Source organism: Pseudomonas sp. RP-B7 (genome assembly GCF_059803535.1).
In genome coordinates this window covers 24348-43283 of sequence record NZ_JAPFHC010000010.1, presented here as the reverse complement: position 1 = coordinate 43283, position 18936 = coordinate 24348, and the positions used below count along the sequence as shown (strand labels likewise).

Annotated in this window: 24 protein-coding genes; 21 read left to right on the top strand and 3 right to left on the bottom strand. The window is 59.9% G+C overall.

Annotated elements, in window-relative coordinates; translation table 11 throughout:
- Nucleotides 1-287: 287 nt before the first annotated feature.
- The 3 genes from fdxA to OPU96_RS11725 form a co-directional block, all read right to left on the bottom strand.
- Nucleotides 288-611, bottom strand: coding sequence for a ferredoxin FdxA (gene fdxA / locus OPU96_RS11735; RefSeq protein ID WP_192297299.1), 324 nt, complete (start codon nucleotides 609-611; stop codon nucleotides 288-290).
- Between the two features lie 142 nt (nucleotides 612-753).
- Entirely contained in the window at nucleotides 754-3345 is a 2592-nt protein-coding gene (mutS, locus tag OPU96_RS11730) for a DNA mismatch repair protein MutS (RefSeq protein WP_192297298.1), read from the bottom strand.
- A gap of 186 nt (nucleotides 3346-3531) precedes the next feature.
- Nucleotides 3532-3756 carry a hypothetical protein gene (locus tag OPU96_RS11725; RefSeq protein WP_226455927.1) on the bottom strand — a complete coding sequence of 75 codons (225 nt, stop codon included), beginning with the start codon at nucleotides 3754-3756 and terminating at the stop codon, nucleotides 3532-3534.
- 150 nt (nucleotides 3757-3906) lie between these two features.
- Here OPU96_RS11725 and OPU96_RS11720 point away from each other — a divergent pair, with 150 nt between their 5' ends.
- The 21 genes from OPU96_RS11720 (at nucleotide 3907) to recX (ending at nucleotide 18888) form a co-directional block, all read left to right on the top strand.
- Entirely contained in the window at nucleotides 3907-4641 is a 735-nt protein-coding gene (locus tag OPU96_RS11720) for a LexA family transcriptional regulator (RefSeq protein WP_498559104.1), read from the top strand.
- Between the two features lie 595 nt (nucleotides 4642-5236).
- Nucleotides 5237-5581, top strand: a complete 345-nt coding sequence (locus OPU96_RS11715; RefSeq protein ID WP_226455925.1) for a phage holin family protein — start codon at nucleotides 5237-5239, stop codon at nucleotides 5579-5581.
- Between the two features lie 20 nt (nucleotides 5582-5601).
- A complete protein-coding gene (locus tag OPU96_RS11710; RefSeq protein WP_192297295.1) occupies nucleotides 5602-6117 on the top strand; it encodes a hypothetical protein in 516 nt (171 codons plus the stop codon).
- Nucleotides 6118-6120: 3 nt separating this feature from the next.
- Nucleotides 6121-6732, top strand: a complete 612-nt coding sequence (locus tag OPU96_RS11705; RefSeq protein ID WP_498559103.1) for a phage baseplate assembly protein V — start codon at nucleotides 6121-6123, stop codon at nucleotides 6730-6732.
- Nucleotides 6733-6741: 9 nt separating this feature from the next.
- On the top strand, nucleotides 6742-7074 hold the full coding sequence (locus OPU96_RS11700) for a phage baseplate protein (protein WP_498559102.1): 333 nt from the start codon (nucleotides 6742-6744) through the stop codon (nucleotides 7072-7074).
- Nucleotides 7071-8066, top strand: coding sequence for a baseplate J/gp47 family protein (locus OPU96_RS11695; RefSeq protein WP_226455922.1), 996 nt, complete (start codon nucleotides 7071-7073; stop codon nucleotides 8064-8066). Before OPU96_RS11700 ends, OPU96_RS11695 begins: the two co-directional genes overlap by 4 nt.
- Complete coding sequence (locus OPU96_RS11690; protein ID WP_305392155.1) at nucleotides 8063-8692, top strand: phage tail protein I; 630 nt, start codon at nucleotides 8063-8065, stop codon at nucleotides 8690-8692. Before OPU96_RS11695 ends, OPU96_RS11690 begins: the two co-directional genes overlap by 4 nt.
- On the top strand, nucleotides 8693-10135 hold the full coding sequence (locus OPU96_RS11685; protein ID WP_226455920.1) for a phage tail-collar fiber domain-containing protein: 1443 nt from the start codon (nucleotides 8693-8695) through the stop codon (nucleotides 10133-10135).
- Between the two features lie 9 nt (nucleotides 10136-10144).
- Nucleotides 10145-10537, top strand: coding sequence for a phage tail assembly chaperone (locus OPU96_RS11680; protein WP_226455919.1), 393 nt, complete (start codon nucleotides 10145-10147; stop codon nucleotides 10535-10537).
- A gap of 64 nt (nucleotides 10538-10601) precedes the next feature.
- Nucleotides 10602-10793, top strand: coding sequence for a hypothetical protein (locus OPU96_RS11675; RefSeq protein ID WP_192297288.1), 192 nt, complete (start codon nucleotides 10602-10604; stop codon nucleotides 10791-10793).
- 2 nt (nucleotides 10794-10795) lie between these two features.
- Nucleotides 10796-11962: a phage tail sheath protein gene (locus tag OPU96_RS11670; RefSeq protein WP_192297287.1), complete on the top strand. Its 1167-nt coding sequence runs from the start codon at nucleotides 10796-10798 to the stop codon at nucleotides 11960-11962.
- Nucleotides 11962-12468, top strand: coding sequence for a phage major tail tube protein (locus tag OPU96_RS11665; RefSeq protein WP_498559101.1), 507 nt, complete (start codon nucleotides 11962-11964; stop codon nucleotides 12466-12468). Before OPU96_RS11670 ends, OPU96_RS11665 begins: the two co-directional genes overlap by 1 nt.
- A gap of 170 nt (nucleotides 12469-12638) precedes the next feature.
- On the top strand, nucleotides 12639-13211 hold the full coding sequence (locus OPU96_RS11660; protein WP_192297285.1) for a phage tail assembly protein: 573 nt from the start codon (nucleotides 12639-12641) through the stop codon (nucleotides 13209-13211).
- A gap of 128 nt (nucleotides 13212-13339) precedes the next feature.
- Complete coding sequence (locus OPU96_RS11655) at nucleotides 13340-14491, top strand: glycine zipper domain-containing protein (protein WP_498559100.1); 1152 nt, start codon at nucleotides 13340-13342, stop codon at nucleotides 14489-14491.
- On the top strand, nucleotides 14491-14874 hold the full coding sequence (locus OPU96_RS11650; protein ID WP_192297283.1) for a phage tail protein: 384 nt from the start codon (nucleotides 14491-14493) through the stop codon (nucleotides 14872-14874). Before OPU96_RS11655 ends, OPU96_RS11650 begins: the two co-directional genes overlap by 1 nt.
- Entirely contained in the window at nucleotides 14867-15079 is a 213-nt protein-coding gene (locus tag OPU96_RS11645) for a tail protein X (protein ID WP_226455916.1), read from the top strand. Before OPU96_RS11650 ends, OPU96_RS11645 begins: the two co-directional genes overlap by 8 nt.
- A gap of 9 nt (nucleotides 15080-15088) precedes the next feature.
- On the top strand, nucleotides 15089-16099 hold the full coding sequence (locus OPU96_RS11640; protein WP_192297281.1) for a contractile injection system protein, VgrG/Pvc8 family: 1011 nt from the start codon (nucleotides 15089-15091) through the stop codon (nucleotides 16097-16099).
- A gap of 21 nt (nucleotides 16100-16120) precedes the next feature.
- On the top strand, nucleotides 16121-16687 hold the full coding sequence (locus OPU96_RS11635; protein ID WP_305392160.1) for a glycoside hydrolase family 19 protein: 567 nt from the start codon (nucleotides 16121-16123) through the stop codon (nucleotides 16685-16687).
- Between the two features lie 82 nt (nucleotides 16688-16769).
- Nucleotides 16770-17270, top strand: a complete 501-nt coding sequence (locus OPU96_RS11630) for a CinA family protein (protein ID WP_192297279.1) — start codon at nucleotides 16770-16772, stop codon at nucleotides 17268-17270.
- 83 nt (nucleotides 17271-17353) lie between these two features.
- Entirely contained in the window at nucleotides 17354-18412 is a 1059-nt protein-coding gene (recA, locus tag OPU96_RS11625) for a recombinase RecA (RefSeq protein WP_003189042.1), read from the top strand.
- An 8-nt stretch (nucleotides 18413-18420) separates the two neighbouring features.
- A complete protein-coding gene (gene recX / locus OPU96_RS11620; protein ID WP_078731805.1) occupies nucleotides 18421-18888 on the top strand; it encodes a recombination regulator RecX in 468 nt (155 codons plus the stop codon).
- Nucleotides 18889-18936 lie beyond the last annotated feature (48 nt).

The following is an 18936-nucleotide window of genomic DNA, read 5'->3' as shown; positions in this document are numbered from 1 at the left end:
GTTCTGACGCGCAAATCTCTCGGCCGGCGGCTGGGTTGCCGTTGAACTTCCTTTGGAACTCTTTAAGATCGGCCCCGTGTCCACGGATTGACACAGCCATCAAGGAACGATGGTTTGAAGGAACGTCGCAGGATGCGATTCATCAGGATGATGAAAAGGAATACAGGGACTAGGGAAAAAATGTGGGCGGGTCATACCGCCCCTTTTTTTTGCCTGTAGAAAAGTGAACCCTAGCCTGCAAAACGCAAAAAAGGCCCTTGAGGGCCTTTTAAGTCGTAGCAAACCGATCAGCGAATCAGATCGGCGATCTTGCCGGGCTTGCCATCCCATTCAGCTGCATCTGGCAGCGAATCTTTCTTCTCGGTGATATTTGGCCAGATTTCCGCCAGCTCGACGTTGAGCTGAATGAACTGTTCCATACCTGCCGGGACTTCGTCCTCGGAGAAAATTGCGACGGCCGGGCATTCCGGTTCACACAGGGCGCAGTCAATGCACTCGTCCGGGTGGATGACCAGGAAGTTCGGGCCTTCGTAGAAGCAGTCCACCGGACATACTTCCACGCAGTCGGTGTACTTGCACTTGATGCAGTTGTCGGTGACGACGAAGGTCATTTCTAATTCTCTCCTCAGGCGGCGGCGGCGAAACCCTTTGTGGCAGGGCTCGCGAGGTTCGGGAGTGGTAGTCTGCGGACCAGGCTAAGAGCCCGCAGCATCCCAAACCGCGCGAGAGTCTACCAGCTTGCAAGCCTCAGCGTTATATCCGAGTCTTCAGTGCATATAACATTTCGAGCGCTTTTCGCGGCGTCAAGTCATCCAGGTCAAGCTTTGCCAATTCATCCAGCACCGGGTGAGGCAGGCTGGCGAACATATCGCTCTGGTGCGGCGCGGCGTTTTTGCTCGTGGCTTTGGCGGGGCTGGCGACCACGTTTTCATGGGGCAGCGCCGTGGTTTCCAAGCGACTGAGGTGCTCGCGGGCGCGGCTGATCACGATGTTCGGTACGCCGGCCAGTTGCGCCACGGCCAGGCCGTAGCTCTGGCTCGCCGGCCCTGGCAGCACGTGGTGCAGGAACACGATGCGCTCGTTGTGCTCGGTCGCGTTGAGGTGCACGTTGGCCACCAGCGGCTCGCTTTCCGGCAATACGGTCAGTTCGAAGTAGTGGGTGGCGAACAATGTATAGGCGCGCAGATGCGCGAGGCGCTCGGCTGCCGCCCAGGCCAGGGACAGGCCGTCGAAGGTGCTGGTGCCACGACCGACTTCGTCCATCAGCACCAGGCTGCGTTCGGTGGCGTTGTGCAGGATGTTGGCGGTTTCGCTCATTTCCACCATGAAGGTCGAACGGCCACCGGCCAGGTCATCGCTGGAGCCGATCCGGGTGAAGATGCGGTCCACCAGGGACAGCTCGCAACTGGCCGCCGGCACAAAGCTGCCGATATGCGCCAACAGCACGATCAACGCGGTCTGACGCATGTAGGTGGATTTACCGCCCATGTTCGGACCGGTGATTACCAGCATGCGGGTGTCGTCGTCGAGCGACAGGTCGTTGGCGACGAACGGTGTTGTCAGCACTTGCTCTACCACCGGGTGGCGGCCCTGCACGATGCGCATGCACGGCTCGCTGACAAAACGCGGGCAGTTCAGGTCAAGGTTCAGCGCACGTTCGGCGAGGTTGCTCAACACATCCAGCTCCGCCAGGGCGGCGGCGGTGTCTTGCAGCGGTGCCAATTGGCTGATCAAGTCCTCAAGCAAGGCTTCATACAGCATCTTTTCCCGAGCCAGTGCACGGCTCTTGGCCGACAGCGCCTTGTCTTCGAACTCTTTGAGCTCCGGAGTGATAAAGCGCTCGGCGCCCTTGAGGGTCTGGCGACGTTGATAGTCGATAGGCGCCGACTCTGCCTGCTTGCTCGGCAACTCAATAAAGTAGCCGTGCACACGGTTGTAGCCGACCTTCAAGTTGGCCAGGCCGGTACGCGCTTTTTCGCGGGCTTCCAGGTCAATCAGGAACTGCCCGGCGTTTTCACTCAGGGCTTGCAGCTCGTCCAGCTCGCTGTCGTAACCGGTCTTCAGCACACCGCCGTCACGAATGATCGCTGGCGGGTTGTCGATGATGGCTTTTTCCAGCAGCGCCGCCAGTTCCGGGTAGGTGCTGGTGGTCACGGCCAGCTGTTGCAGGTGCGGCGTGTCCAGATCGGTCATCGCGGCCTGCAATTGCGGCAGTGCACCCAGGGCATCGCGCAGGCGCGCCAAATCACGGGGGCGCGCATTGCGCAGGCCGATCCGCGCCAGGATGCGTTCGATGTCGCCGATTTCCTTGAGCTGCGGCTGCAGCTTTTCAAAGCGATAGCCGTCCAGCAGGCAAGTAATGGACGACTGACGCGCCTGCAGCACGCTCAAATCCCGCAGCGGGCGGTTCAACCAGCGGGTCAGCAAGCGGCTGCCCATGGCGGTCTGGCAACGGTCGACCACCGATTGCAGGGTGTTATCGCGCCCGCCGGCCAGGTTGGTGTCCAACTCCAGGTTGCGACGGCTGGCGCCATCGAGCACCACGGTATCGTCCAGGCGCTCATGGCGCAGGCTGCGCAAGTGCGGCAGGGCGGTGCGCTGGGTTTCCTTGGCGTAGCTGAGCAGGCAACCGGCAGCGCCAATGGCCAGGGTCAGGGTTTCGCAGCCGAACCCCTTCAAGTCTTGCACGGAAAACTGCTGGCACAGACTTTTCAGCGCCGAATCACGCTCGAAATCCCACGGTGCACGACGCTTGGCCCCACGACGCTTTTCCGCCGGCAAATCCTTCGGCCAGTCATCCGGGATCAACAACTCCACCGGATTGATACGCTCCAGTTCTGCCAGCAGGTTCTCCCAGCCCTTGATTTCCAGCACGCTGAAGTTACCGCTGGTGATGTCCAGCACCGACAGGCCGAACAAACGCTCATCGCCCAACACCGCCGCAATCAGGTTGTCGCGACGCTCATCCAGCAGCGCCTCATCACTCACCGTCCCCGGCGTAATAATGCGCACCACCTGACGCTCCACCGGCCCTTTGCTGGTGGCTGGGTCGCCGATCTGCTCACAGATCACCACCGATTCGCCCAACTTCACCAGCTTGACCAGATAACCTTCCAACGAATGGTAAGGAATCCCACACATCGGAATCGACTGCCCAGCCGATTGCCCACGGGCAGTCAGGGTGATGTCCAACAGCTTGGCGGCCTTCTTCGCATCTTCATAGAAGATCTCGTAGAAGTCGCCCATGCGGTAGAACATGAGCTGATCAGGGTGCTGGTTTTTGAGTCGCCAGTACTGCTGCATCATCGGGGTGTGGGAGGACAGGTCGGAAGTGTTTTTACTCATTGGATAGTAGGCAAATTCGTTGAAATGAGTGGGGCAAAGGGGGCGCTCGGCCCTGCTGATTTTGCAATGGCGGCAAGGTTAACACGCGAGGTCGGGGCTTCGTAGCGGTACGTCCGGGGTAACCGTTGACTCAATAAAAAGCCCGGCGCAGGGCCGGGCTTCGGGAAGTCGTTGGCATGTAGGTAGTCAGGCTCGTTTCGTCTCAGCCTTCATCATCACGAGGTTTTGTTGCTTGGTCGCCTCGGTGAGTACTTCACGGTAAACACGCTTTTTCTGATCGGATTTTGCATCACGAATAAAGTCGGCAAAAGAGCGTTTCACCCCTTGGGACAGGCCTAGCTTGATCGAAAGAACCTCAGTCTCAGCAGGAGTCATGCTGCCGTCCACGGGATGCGCTGCCTGTTCCAGCAACCGGCCCTCATCTTCAGCGATATGCGCAAGGCTATTACACGATTCATACCGCCCTACTGGTCGCAACTTCACCTAATACACATCTATCGACGCACACAATATGCAAATTTGCATTTGCCAACCCCCAAAACCCCCTTCATTATTCGCGTTATGCAAAAACGCAACGTTTCTATCGTCTTACGAGAACTGCTGGACCGCGACCGGATCTCCCCCACGGAGCTTCACCGGCGTACTGGCGTACCTCAATCCACGCTGTCGCGGATCCTCAACGGCAAGATCGTTGATCCGTCGGACAAACACATCTCGCGCATCGCCGAGTACTTCCGCATCAGCACCGACCAACTGCGCGGGCGCGTGGCGGTGGGTGTCTTGCGCGAAGACGCGCGCGGCCCGACGCATTCGGAACTCAAGGACATAAGCCTTTGGGACGACGACACCCCCGTGAATGACGACGAGGTGTCGATCCCCTTTCTACGCGAGGTTGAGTTGGCTGCTGGATCAGGAAGATTCGTCATCGAAGAAAGCGAAAACGCCAGCCTGCGGTTCGGCAAGCGTAGCCTGCGGCACAACGGGGTGCAGTTTGACCAGGCCAAGTGTGTGACCGTGCGCGGCAACAGCATGTTGCCGGTGCTGCGGGATGGGGCGACGGTCGGGGTAAATGCGGGCAAGAGTGGGATTGGTGACATCGTTGATGGCGACTTGTATGCCATCAATCACAATGGCCAACTTCGCGTCAAACAGCTCTATCGCCTGCCTTCCGGGATTCGCCTGCGCAGTTTCAACCGTGATGAGCATCCGGATGAGGACTACAGCTTCCAGGACATCCAGGATGAACAGATCAGCATCCTTGGTCATGTGTTCTGGTGGGGCATGTACGCCCGCTGACCTCCTTGCGTAAGACAAAACCCGCCGTCGTGCGGGTTTTTTTTCGCTTGGCAAAAGTCACCTAACCCTTTGCCTGTAAGGCCTCTAATGCGCCAGTGCATGTCTGCGTTGAAAATAAATGCATTAGTGCATTGACTGTATATGCATACATGCATATTCTTCATCTCAAGCCAGCCAACAAGGCCTGGTGGAGGCGGCAAGGATGCTGCCAGTCAAGACAAGGAAGGCACGCAACATCGGCAAGGACGCCATCCGAGCGATGGCAAGGACGCCAGGTAACACCGGCAAGGATGCCGACGCTCTTTAGTTTCAAGGCAATACAAGAACAGGCAGCGATGAACCGGCCTTGACGGTTCAGAGGGTTGGCAACTGACCCGGGTGTGCAGCGTAAAGCACCAGAAGCAGTTATCCGGCGGACAGGGATCGTGGTCGGAAAAACATTCAGGAAAGAACCGTATTGCGCCAGTAGCGCCGAAGGTTCGTGGAAATCATTACTGAAAAGCCTGGGCGACCGGGCTTTTTGGAATGCCTGCCCACACACGGAAGTACCCACACACCGGCACGTTGCCGGCATTGCTCAGCCAGGAGGCGTGACATGACAAACGAGCAGCAAGCGTTAGCGGAAATGCCAATCTGGCTGGTGATCGTACTGGCCTTGATCGGCGGAGTCAGCGGCGAAATGTGGCGCGCTGACAAGGACGGCGCCCGCGGCTGGTCGCTGGTACGGCGCCTGGCCCTGCGATCCGGGGCGTGCATGGTCTGCGGGGTTTCGGCATTGATGCTGTCGTACGCCGCCGGCCTGTCGGTCTGGACCGCCGGCGCCATTGGTTGCCTGACCGCCATGGCCGGTGCGGACGTCGCCATCGGTCTTTATGAACGTTGGGCGGCCAAGCGTATCGGGGTCGACGAAACCCCGCCCTCCCGCCCGGATCAGCAATAACCGCCGCAAGGACGCAAAAAATGACTCTCATCGAAAAAGTCTCCCAACTGCCTATGGCGATTGAGGCGGCGCTGAAGAGCGCTTTCCCACAATTGCATGTAGGTAATCACCACGACTTCACGGGGCCCGGCGACACGACTGGTGTACTGATCAGCATGGAACGCAACGGGCCTGGCGTTCGCTCTCTTGAAGGGCGCAAGGCTCATGCGTTGTCGGTTTCACTCAAAGCCATGGTCGCCAGCGAGTCCGCTCCTTTTGAAGCGTGTGACCTGGCCAGCCAACTGATGGACCTGGCCCTGGATAACCGCTGGGGTTTGCCACCGGACCAGTGCGACTTGCCTACTGCTATCGTCGCGGCGCCTGCCGCGCCGAGTGGTGGGGATACGGACTACGACACCTGGACCGTGTCCTTCAGCCAAACCCTCTACCTTGGCCCATCCCTCGTCGAAGATCCCACAGGCAAACCGTTGTTTGCCCGCACTTGGGAAGTATTCGACATCAACGATCCGGACCAATATCGCCCACTCCAGGAGTAATCCATGTTTGACGCATTACTGCGCATGCAACTCGGGCCGATTGTCGAGCGCCTGGTGGAAATGGAAGCCCAGCTCGAAGACCTGTATCGGCGTGCGGAAAGTTACTGCCGGATTGGCGTGTGCCAGGAGGTCGACGCGGCGAGCAACACCTGCAAGGTCAGTCATGGGGACCTGCTCAGCCCGGCCATCCGCTTTTTCAACCCCAGCGCCGGTACACAGAGCGAGACCCGCATTCCCTCGGTCGGTGAGCAATGCCTGTTGCTTAACTACGGCGGTGGGGAAGGAGGGGCGCAGTCTGTGGCCTTGTTCGGACTCAACAGTAGTCTGTTTCCGCCAGTCTCCAGCGTGGCCTCGCTGACCCGGCGTCGTTATCAGGACGGCACTCAAAGTGACTATGACGATGCCAGCCACACGTTCACCTGGAGCAACGGGCCGACCAGCGTCAGCGGTTCCCGCGAGCAGCTGAACGTCAGCCTCGGCGCCGCCATGCTGGCGCTGACAAAGGACAGCATCACCCTGCAACTCGGCGCCACCGGCTTGTTGCTGGATGCCGCCGGCGTGCACTTGAGCGGCCCGTTGGTGGATCACCAAGGCCGCGTGATCAGCAGCGCATAAGGACTTGCCATGATCGGAATCGATAGGAACACCGGGGCAGCGGTCGATGACTGGCTGCAATTCGTACAGCGTGCCACCCGAGCGCTGACCACCCCCGTGGGCACTCGCCAGAAGCGCCCGCTGTACGGCTCGAAGATCTCGCAACTGCTCGGCCAGAACCTGGGCGATGACCTGTTGATCCTCGCCCAGAGCCACGCCGCCGACGCGTTCTACAACGCCCAGAACGGCATCGCCGACTTTCAACCCCAGGTCATCGTCGCCACCCGTCAGGGAGCGGGTTTGTTGCTGCGTTTTGCCGGCACCTGGAAAAACCGCCAACAATCTTTCGAGGTCATCACATGAGCATGCTGATCCCTGGCCAGAACCAACTGGCGGAACCGGCGATTATCGCGGTCGACGCCTTCGAGCCGTTGCTGGCGCAATTCAAGGCGTTCGTTGTTGATTACGTGGCCGCCCGTGCGCCGCAAAGTGCGGCCAAGCTCAAAGTCAGCCTCGACAATGAAAGCGAGCTGTTGACCTTGGCCCTGGAAGCGTTTTGCGTGCGCCTGCAAACCCACGAGCGCAAGTACAACGCGCGTATCAAGCAGATGCTGGCGTGGTGGGCCACCGGCAGCAATCTGGATGCGCGCCTGGCGGATATGGGCCTGGAGCGCCAGGTGCTCGACCCCGGCGACACAGCCGCTTTCCCGCCTGTGCCGCCGACTCTGGAAAGCGATGACGACGCGCGCCTGCGCTATTACCTGGCACCCCACGCCCCGGCGGCGGGTTCGCGTATGCAATATCGTCGCGAAGTGTTCACCCTTGGCGAGCGGCCGGTGGTCAAAGTGCAAAGCGCCACGCCGGGCGTGGTGACGGTCAGCTACACCTTCGATCCGGACGGTTATGCGGCGCGAGTCAAGGATGGCAACGGTCGCCGCACCGCACCTGGCGAGGTGATGGTTACGGTGCTTTCCAGGGATGGCGATGGCAGTGCGTCGGCCGACTTGCTTGACGGCGTGCGCAGACATTTCGCAAGGCCTGATGTGCGGCCGGAGACCGATCTGGTCACTGTTCAAGGTGCGCAGATTCAACGTTACAAGATCCGCGTGATCGCCAAAATCAACGCGGGCCCCGATTCGGGGTTGACCCAGGTTGCCGCGCAACAGCTGCTGCAAACCTACGCCGACTCCTGCCATCGCCTGGAAGGTCGGGTCGACCCGAGCTGGATCGACTACGCCATCCACAGTGCCGGCGCCGCGCAACTGCAGATCCTCGAACCGCTGGCGCCGATCATCAGTTCGGCATTCCAGGCCCCGTACTGCACGGGTGTCGAGGTGGAGGTGCGCACGCTATGAATGAACCCAAGACGAGCCTGTTGCCCGCCAACAGTTCTCCGCTGGAAAAGGCTCTGGACCTCGGTTTTGGTCACCTGCTGGAGCGGGTAGCCCCGCCGTTTCCCCAACTGATGGACCCGGATCGTACACCGGCGGCGTTTTTGCCCTACTTGGCAGCGGACCGCGCGGTGAACGAATGGAGCACCACCGCCCCCGACGCCGAGAAACGCCTGACCGTCAAACTCGCCTGGCCCACCGCCCGCCAGGCTGGCACTCGCCAAGCCCTGGAAAATGCCGTCAAAGGCCTGCAACTACGCCCCGAAGTACGTGCCTGGTACGAACAGGCGCCGCGAGGTGTGCCCTACAGCTTTGTCGTCCGGATCTGGACCGATTTGCCCTACAGCGAAGCCACCGACCTCCGACTTGATCGACGCCTGGCCGATGCCAAAAGTGAGCGCGACATCTTCGCGGTCTCTGTCGGCCTGAGCGCGTCGGGCCGCCACAGCATCGGCGGCGCCACGCTGTGCGGCGAACTCACCACGATCTACCCGAACTTGCTGGCCGGCGTTGAGGCCACGGGCCGCACCTGTTTGGCGGCCGGGCTCTACACCGTCGAAACCACTACCCTTTATCCACAGGAGCACTAAATGGCTGACTATTACACGCTGCTCACTAACGCGGGGATCGCCTACGAAACCGCCTGCAAGGCTGCCGGCGTCGCGATCAAACTTGCGCAAATCTCTGTTGGCGACGGCAACGGCGCGGTCTACAACCCCGATGCCAGCGCAAAAGCGCTGAAACGCGAGGTCTGGCGTGGGCCGTTGAGCGCGCTGTTCCAAGATGAGAAAAATGCCAACTGGCTGTTGGCTGAGGTCACCATTCCGTCGAATGTCGGCGGCTGGTACGTGCGGGAAGCCGGGTTGTGGACGGATAGCGGGATCTTGTACGCCATCGTGAAATACCCGGAGTCATACAAGCCGGTGTTGACGACGTCGGGGGCGGGCAAAGAGTTTTACATTCGCTCGATTTTCGAGACGACCAATGCCGCCAATGTGACGTTGTTGATTGATGACACGGTGGTGAAGGCCACTCGGGCGTGGGTGGTGGATTATCTGGCGCAGCAGTTGGCGAAGGGGACGTACACCAAGCTTGAGATTGAGGCGTTGATCGCCAAGGCATCGGCGTTGCCCGTCGGGGCGATGGTGCCGTTTCCACTGGGCATCGTTCCATCGGGGTATCTGGAGGTGGATAACAGCCTGTTCAAGGATTCTGTTTATCCAGACCTGGCGGGGTATCTGGCGAAGAAATTCAATGTCGCGGGTGATGCGGTCGGGTTCACCCGGTTGCCGGAGTCGCGAGGGGAGTTTTTCCGGGGCTGGGATCATGGGCGGGGAGTGGATGCGGGGCGCGCGATTCCCAGTTTCCAGGCCGATGCGTTCAAGAGCCACACTCATACACCGCTCAATCAAACCGGTATCAATTCTGAGATCACCCCCGGTGGGGCTAAAGCTCTCGGCGGTACCACGTTTGATGTCCTCAAGGACGTGGGTTTCACCGGTGGCAGTGAAACCCGTCCGCGTAACCTGGCGGTAATGTGGTGCATCAAGGCCTGGAATGCGCCGGTTAACCAGGGAAGCATTGATGTTGCGGCCCTGGTGCCTTTGGCGGCTCAGGCCACGGAAACCAATCAAGGCACTGTCAAGGTTGCAACTCAGGCACAACTGAATGCCGGGGTGGATGACGCGGCTGTTGTGACGCCGAAAAAACTGCGCGCGGGGTTTTCCATTTCGCTTGGGATGCCGGGGTATATCGCGTTTCCCACTTGGTTGGGCGGGTTGATTATCCAGTGGTTCAAAGGGCCCGTCAGCGGTCTCGAATCGGTGGCTTATCCAGCGGTTAGTTTTCCGCTCGCGTTTCCCAATGCGTGTTTGATTCCTTCTGTATCGACCATGGGCAATGACACGGTCTTTTCCGATCAGGTCTACCAGGTGAGTAGCTGGAGCAAAGAGACCATCAAACTCTTTCCTCAGTGGTTCGGTACTGGGAATCAAGGGCTTAACTTTCCGCTGGTGATCGCAATCGGATATTGAGGAGGTTTCATGTTTTATTCACCGTCCACCCACGGGCTTTACTCGTTGTCGCTACATGGCAAGAACATGCCGCCCGATGTGATTGAAATGTCGGAAAAAGACTATGCAGATCTCAGCGCGCGGGGATTTGCCATTCCGGATCAAGGCGCTTCTCCAACCGTTGAAGACGTGGGCGCTCGGGAACGAGCCTGGCGTGGCTACGAGTTGTCGTCAGTGAAATGGCTGCGTGAGCGTCATCGTGATCAGCTTGAAATCGAAGTTGATCCAACGCTCTCCGAGGAGCAGTTCAAGGAACTGCTGGTTTATATGCAGGCGTTGCGCGATTGGCCTCAGTCGCCCGACTTTCCGAACAGCGAACATCGGCCTGTTGCGCCTTCGTGGATCGCTGCTCAAACCGAATAAATACCCTGTTTAACGTCCCCTCAAACCGCTTTCGCGGTTTTTTTTCGCCTGGAGATTTTCCCCAATGCCTACCCGCCAAACCTACACCGTCCTAGTCCCTTTCCCCACCCACGCCGGCCATTGGTCTGTCGTTGGCGAGGAACTGGACCTGCTGGACGTCGAAGCAACCGCCCTGCGCACCGCCGGACGCCTGGAGCTGACCAGCGTCCTCAACGCCACCCCGGCCCAAAAGGCCGCTACCCAGAAGGCTGACTAATCATGGCTGAGGTTTTGAACTTCGAGCACAACGGCATCACCGTCAACGCGAGCGAATCCCCCGAGGCCATGGGCGGCCTGGGCGATAACGTCATCGGCCTGGTCGGCACCGCGCCGAAGGCTCACGCGTCGATCCCGAAAAATTCGCCGTTCCGTATCAACAGTTTCACCACCCAGGCGTTGCTGGATCCTACTGGCGCTGAGTCGGGCACGTTGTTTCATGCGGTGTACCAGATCCTCAAAGTGGTGAAGGTGCCGGTCTACGTGGTGATCGTGGAGGAGGGCGCAACTGCGGCCGATACGCAGAACAACGTGATTGGCGGCGACGAGCCGGTCACCGGCCGCAAGCTGGGCCTCGCTGCATTGGCCAGCGTGCCGGAAGACCTGACCATCATCGGCGCCCCGGGTTTCACCGGCGTCAAGGCGGTGGCTGGTGAGTTCGCGGCTTTCGGCAAGCGCATCAAGGCCCGTGTGGTGCTGGATGGCAAGGACGTGGCGGTCGCCGACCAAGTGACCTACAGCGGTGAGCTGGGTGGCGCCGATCTCGGTTTCGACCGTTGCCTGCTGGTGCACAACATGCCGTCGGTGTACTCCAAGGCCGCGAAGAAGAACGTGTTCCTCGCGCCGTCGTCCCTGGCCATCGCCGCATTGGCCAAGGTCAAACAGTGGGAAAGCCCAGGCAATCAGGTGACGTTCGCCGAGGATGTTTCCCGCGTCGTCGAGTACAACATCCTCGACACCTCCACCGAAGGCGACCTGCTCAACCGCTACGGCGTGAGCTACTACGCCCGCACCATCCTTGGCGGCTTCTCGCTGCTGGGCAACCGCTCCATCACCGGCAAGTTCATCAGCTATGTCGGCCTGGAAGACGCCATCAGCCGCAAGCTGGTCAAGGCCGGCCAGAAAGCCATGGCCAAGAACCTCACCAAGTCGTTCATGGACCAGGAGGTCAAGCGCATCAACGACTGGCTGCAAACCCTGGTTGCCGACGAAACCATTCCCGGCGGTAGCGTGTACCTGCACCCGGAACTGAACAGTGTCGAGAAGTACAAGAACGGCACGTGGTTCATCGTCATCGACTACGGCCGCTACGCGCCGAACGAACACATGGTTTATCAACTCAACGCTCGCGATGAAATCATCGAGCAGTTCCTGGAGGACGTTCTCTAATGTTTACCAACCGAGTCAGACAGGCCATTGCGGCCACCCTTCAAGGTCTGCCGTTGTCCGCGACGGTGGAAGAGTTCAACCCGCCGAAGATCGAGTTCGATATGGAGCCCATGTCCGGCGGGCGTTTTATCGCCGAGGAAATGGCCAAGAGCGGCAAGGTGCTCAACGCCAAGTTGATCCTGCAAGGCGCCGGCCCGGAAATCATGCTGGCCCTGGGTGTGCGCCTGGGCGATGACATCCTGTTGAACGTGCGTGAAGCCGGTCAGGACCAGGACGGCAAGACCTATTTCACCTACCACACGGTCGGCGGCAAGCTCAAATCCCTGGAGGAGGGCAAGCTGAAAATGGGGGAAAAAGCCATCACCACCCTGGACCTGTCCTGCCGCACCTATACCCGCCTGGAAAACGGCATTCCGGTGATCGACATCGACGTACGTACCCAGAAGTTCGTGCTCAATGGCGTCGACATCCTTGGCGATGCGCGCCGCGCTGTGCTGATGTCTTGATAACGACCATGGCTTGAAGTGGGCGCGGTCAGTGTGGGAACTGGCTTGCCTGCGATAGCGACACCTCGGTCAGCCTGAGGTACCGAGTCGTCTGCATTGCGGGCAAGCCCGGCTCCCACAGGGGGCTGCGCTTGCCCTTTTCTACAACGTGTTAACCAAGGAATTGCCCCATGGCCTGGATGCCACCGTTACACCGCCTGCTCTCGCCGATCACTGCCGACACTGGCGCGGCGATTGAACAGGTTCAACTCAAGCCGTTGTACTACGCCGCGCAAAAAGACGCGCTGGCCCGGGCCGGTGAGGACGAGGACGACCAGTTCTTTGAACTGGCGAAACTCGCCACCGGCCTGTCGGAAAAAGAGCTCGACCAACTCAAACGCCCGGACTACGTGACCATCGCCCAATACGTGCATGAAATGTCGACACGTCCTGCGTCGTTCTTCCTCGACGAGCAGGCGCAATCGAGCCACGGACATCCCGTGCAACTGCTGCTGCCGGTCGATGCCGCCGGCCGCACCCATACCGCACTCGAATTGGAAATGCCCGCTCTGCGCGCGACCAAAGTGATGAAAAAACTCGCCACTGCCAAAGAGCGAGCCGAATTCATTACCGCCCATTGTACCGGGCTGATGATCCCCGACCTCGCCGGCCTGAGTGTGCCCGACTGGACCGAATTGCAGGAGCGCATCGACGATTTTTTAAATCAACCGGCGGCCTTCTTTCGCAACGCGACATCGACGTAATCCTCGATGTGGTGCCGCTGGTTTACTCGGTCAATGAAGCGGAGATCCTGGAATGGGATGCCGTCAAAGCCATGCGCCGCTACGACATCGCGATCACTCGCCTTGGCGTTAAACAGGAGTAGAGCGGGATGCAAGAAACAAAATATGGGACAAGGCTCGCCCAGGAGGACTTGCGCTGGATGGTCGGCGACGCGGACCTTGGCAACGTGCTGGCACCGTTTTCCACAAGCGCTGCGCCGCCCCTGAGCCTGGACGCTGGCCCGCAGCCGCCGTTGGAGCTGCGCTCTGCGTTGCTCACATTGAGTGTGGACATCAACGCGTTGACCCAGGAACAAGTGCGGCTGCGCGAGACGTTGGAGACGCTCAACAGTACGCTGTTCATCAACAGCGATGCGCTGATGCCCAAGGCCGCGGATGTCGCCGCGAGTTCGGGCAAGGATCAGCCCAAGGAGCCCGCGGATGGTGAGGTGGTGGGCACGCTCAAGGCGGCTGGCGCGCAGTTGTGGGATACGCTGAAAAGTAAGGTCGTAGAAAAGGCCATTGATCTGGTCATCGACTCGGCAGCCAAGCAGTACAAAGGTCGCAAAAAAATCGGAGGGCGCAGCACAGGGGGGCGCAATCTGTACGAGCAAAGTCGCCAGGCCTTGGGTGGCTCGTCAAACGGCTTTCATGTGGGAGTGACCTCGCAAAGCCCCCAACCCTATGCCAGGGCTAGCGTTGCAGTGCCCACGCCCAACCTGGCAAACGTACCCGCAGGTGCCTTGGCCGATGCTCTCGCCACATTTCAATCCGTCGGCATCCGGCGGCTGGGGCCATTGAGGACGGCCGCAGCCACCCTCGACGTGGTCCAGGGTGTACGCAACGGTGACGCCAACGCCATCGCCACCGGCCTGGGTACTGCCGGTGGCGCCTGGGCCGGCGCATCCGCCGGTGCGGCCATCGGTACGATGATTTTCCCCGGTGCCGGCACTGTGCTCGGTGGTGCCATCGGTGGCTTGTTGGGCAGTGAAGCTGGCGCCTGGCTGGGTGACAAGGTGTTCGGGCCCAGCGATCGCCTGCCGGCGCCGAGTGGCGTGAGCAAGGCACTCAACAGTGCCCGCGCGGATAACGTTCAGGTTTCCATCGCGCCCAGTATCCAGATCACTGGTGTGAACCCTGCCGATGCCCGACAGGTTGTCAGCCAGGTTATCCAGGCCCTGCAATTGCAATGCGTGCCGATGCTCACGGACTCGCTGGGAATTCGACGCAACGCGGCACTCGCCGATCCAGGAGGTGACTGATGCGACAACAGATGGTGTTGGGTGATTTCATCTTTGGTTTGTCCCGAGGGTTTGCCTATTCCTCGCTGGTCCGAAACAGCGACGGCGGCTGGAGCGATCTCGCGATTATCGCCAGCAAGCCGCAGTCGCGACAGAGCGGCCAGAGGCTGGAAAAACTCACGTTCAGTGGTACGGCCATGTACGGCATCGGTATGCAACGCCTGGATCAATTGCGTGCCCTGCAAGGTCTGCGGGCGCCGTTGCCGCTGGTCGATGGAATCGGCCGTAACTGGGGCCTGTGGCGGATCAATTCGGTGGTGGAAAACCAGAGCAACGTGATCGATGACGGCACTGCGATGGTGATGGCCTGGACGCTTGAACTGGAGGAATTTGTCAATGCGTAGAGTACGAAGTATCGCCGGTGACTCGGTCAACCTGCTGCTCTACCGCGAGCTGGGGCGTTGCGATGATGTGGCTGAAGAAACCCTGTGGCGCCTGAACCCCACGCTTGCCGAGTATGGCCCGGCGCTGCCGGCGGGAGTCTGGGTGATCGTGCCGGAAATGCAAGCGCGGCCGGTCGCGGTACGCCCCGTTCTGGCGTGGGATTAAGGAGGCTGCATGGCACAGGGATTTACGCCAATCGTGGAGTTTTACGGTGCCAACGCGGCACTGCTCAATCAACGCATCTTGCGCTGGAAGCACACAGACGCCGCGGGCATCGAGTCGGATCGGCTGGAGCTGACGCTGAATATCGAGGGGCTCGAAGGCCTGCCGAGCATGAGCGGCAAGATCGGATTGCGCGTTGGTTATAAAGAGTCAGGGTTGGTGGAGAAAGGGCAGTTCCTGATTACCCAGCGAACCCCCGTGCTGTTTCCCATGCGCTTGATGATCGTTGCCACGGCAGCACCTTTCAGCAGCGTGGACCCGAGTGAGTACCGCCAGCGCCGTTCCGCCAGTCATGGTCCGACGACCTTGGGCGCACTGTTTCGGCAACTGGTCAGCCGGCATGGTTTTTCACCGCGCGTAGCCGCGTCACTGGAGGGGATTGCGATTGCCCATGTCGACCAGTCCAATGAGAGTGACATGGCGTTCATCACCCGCCTTGCCAGGCGCTACTGCGCGGTCACCAAGCCGTTCAACGAGTTGTATGTGTTGGCCGAAGCCGGGCAGGTCAAGTCGATTTCCCTGCAACAATTGCCCGAGGTGAAGTTGTCTGTGACCCAGGATAACCGTCCCGGTGACCAGGCCTTCATCACTGCCGTACTGAACGAGAATACCCGCTCTAGCTACCAGGGCTGTCGCGTGACGTGGTGGGACAGCGGCGGCGGCAAGCAGCAGGTGGTCCAGATCGGTATTGCACCGTTCAAGACCTTGCGCCAGCGTTGCCAGAACGAAGCCGAGGCCCGCGCCGTGGCCGAAGCTGAGTTGCGCCGCGTCGGCCGTGAAGGGTTGGAGTTGCAGGTCGATTGCCCTGGCAACCCGTTATTGGCCGCCGAAGGTCTGTTGCGGCTGGATGAAACCTGGCCTTTGTATATGCAGGGGCTATGGTCGATCACCAAGGTGGTGAACGAGGGGGACCCGGCAACGGGCTACCGCAGTGCGATCACGGCGGGTGGATTGTCGATATAGCGTGTTTTCGGGAGGGCGCTGATGTTAATGACACTGCAGGAATTGATTCAAATCATGCCTGGAGCCCGTCTGAGAGCGGGCATTTTTTTGCCCGCGCTAAATGCCGCTTGTGCGCGATACGAGATCAACAGTCCTCGGCGCATCGCGGCCTTTCTCGCACAAATCGCCCATGAGTCCGGCGAGCTGCGTTACGTGCGTGAACTCGGCAGTGATCAATATTTGAGTCAATACGACACCGGCATTTTGGCCGTCCGCCTGGGCAATAGCCCCGAGGCGGACGGCGATGGCCAGAAGTACCGGGGGAGGGGGTTGATTCAGGTGACGGGCCGCCGCAATTACCTGGCGTGCAGCCGCGCAGTATTCGGCGATGAGCGGTTGTTGCTGCACCCGCACTTGTTGGAGCAGGCGCAATGGGCATGCGAATCCGCTGCGTGGTTCTGGCAGAGCAATGGGTTGAATGAACTGGCTGACAAAGACCAGTTCAACACCATTACGCGACGGATCAACGGTGGGCTCAATGGCTTGGAGGACCGCTTGCGGTTGTGGGCGCGGGCGCAGGCGGTGTTAGGCGTTTCACCCGCGCTTTAGTCTCCTGATGCAATCTGTAACTTGCATGGCCGATGGGCTGCTGTAGGGTAGACGAATCCCCTGCCTATCTCCGGAGACGACCGTGAAGGAAATCACTCAACTGGCCGCTGAACTGGGACGCCGTTTACAGGTGCTCAATGCTCATGTCACCACTGCCGAGTCCTGCACCGGCGGCGGTATTGCCGAAGCGATCACGCGGATTCCGGGGAGTTCGTCCTGGTTCGAAGCGGGTTATGTCACCTATTCCAATCGTCAGAAGACCCGGCAGTTGAATGTGCCGGAGACGTTGTTTCCCAAAGTGGGCGCCGTCAGCCAGGAAGTGGTGGAAGCGATGGTCCGTGGCGCCCAGGAAAAAAGCCTGGCGCGATTTGCCGTGGCGGTCAGCGGTGTGGCCGGGCCGGACGGCGGTTCGCCGGACAAACCGGTGGGCACCGTGTGGCTGGCTTTTGGCGTTGGCGACGAGGTCACGGCGGAACTGGCGCACTTCAGCGGCAACCGCGACGAGGTCCGCCGACAAACGGTAAAGGCCGCGCTAGAGGGCTTGTTGCGACGAGCTGCAGCAGAAATAGAAAATCAGGGGTAGGCGATCCCCGATCTTTGTGGAACAATACTGTCTACTTATACAGGTGTTGGCCGTCAGGCCTTATTGATTACGTGAGGACTTTAATGGACGACAACAAGAAGAAAGCCTTGGCTGCGGCCCTGGGTCAGATCGAACGTCAATTCGGCAAGGGTGCCGTAATGCGTATGGGCGATCACGACCGTCAGGCGATCCCGGCTATTTCCACGGGCTCTCTGGGTCTGGACATCGCGCTCGGCATTGGCGGCCTGCCAAAAGGCCGTATCGTTGAAATCTACGGTCCTGAATCTTCCGGTAAAACCACCCTGACCCTGTCGGTGATTGCCCAGGCGCAAAAAATGGGCGCCACCTGCGCGTTCGTCGATGCCGAACACGCCCTGGACCCTGAATACGCCGGCAAGCTGGGCGTCAACGTTGACGACCTGCTGGTGTCCCAGCCGGATACCGGTGAGCAAGCCCTGGAAATCACCGACATGCTGGTGCGCTCCAACGCCATCGACGTGATCGTGGTCGACTCCGTGGCTGCACTGGTGCCAAAGGCTGAAATCGAAGGCGAAATGGGCGACATGCACGTGGGCCTGCAAGCCCGCCTGATGTCCCAGGCGCTGCGTAAAATCACCGGTAACATCAAGAACGCGAACTGCCTGGTAATCTTCATCAACCAGATCCGTATGAAGATCGGCGTGATGTTCGGCAGCCCGGAAACCACCACTGGTGGTAACGCGTTGAAGTTCTACGCTTCGGTCCGTCTGGACATCCGCCGTACTGGCGCGGTGAAGGAAGGTGACGAGGTTGTCGGTAGCGAAACCCGCGTCAAGGTCGTGAAGAACAAAGTAGCCCCGCCTTTCCGTCAGGCCGAGTTCCAGATTCTCTACGGCAAGGGTATCTACCTGAACGGCGAGATGATCGACCTGGGCGTGCTGCACGGCTTCGTCGAGAAATCCGGTGCCTGGTATGCCTATAACGGCAGCAAGATCGGTCAGGGCAAGGCCAACTCGGCCAAGTTCCTGGCGGACAACCCGGACATCGCGGCCACGCTCGAGAAGCAGATCCGCGACAAGCTGCTGACCGCAGCGCCAGATGTGAAGGCTGCTGCCAACCGCGAGCCGGTTGAAGAAGTGGAAGAAGCCGACACTGATATCTGAAGCAAACGATGACAGTTGTACTGGATACACTCGTTGCCGTTCGGCGCACTGCAATGGACCTGCTCGCTCGCCGCGAGCATGGTCGAGTCGAGCTGACGCGTAAGCTGCGTCAGCGCGGTGCGGAGCCCGAGATGATCGACACGGCCCTCGACCGATTAACGGAAGAGGGGCTGTTGTCGGAATCCCGTTACCTTGAAAGTTTTGTTTCCTACCGAGCGCGCTCTGGCTACGGTCCGGCGCGGATTCGTGAAGAACTCAGCCAGCGCGGCCTGCAACGTGCCGACATCGACCTTGCCCTGCGTGAATGCGGTATCAGTTGGCAGGCGCAGTTGGAAGACACCTGGCGTCGCAAGTTCTCTGGTCATCTGCCGATCGATGCCAAGGAGCGTGCGAAACAGGGGCGTTTCCTGAGCTATCGCGGGTTTTCGATGGAGATGATCAGCCGCCTGTTGAGTGGCCGGGACATGGACGACTGAGTTGGGATTTTGCAAGGGCTTGTCATGGCGAGGGCGCTTGCTCCCGCT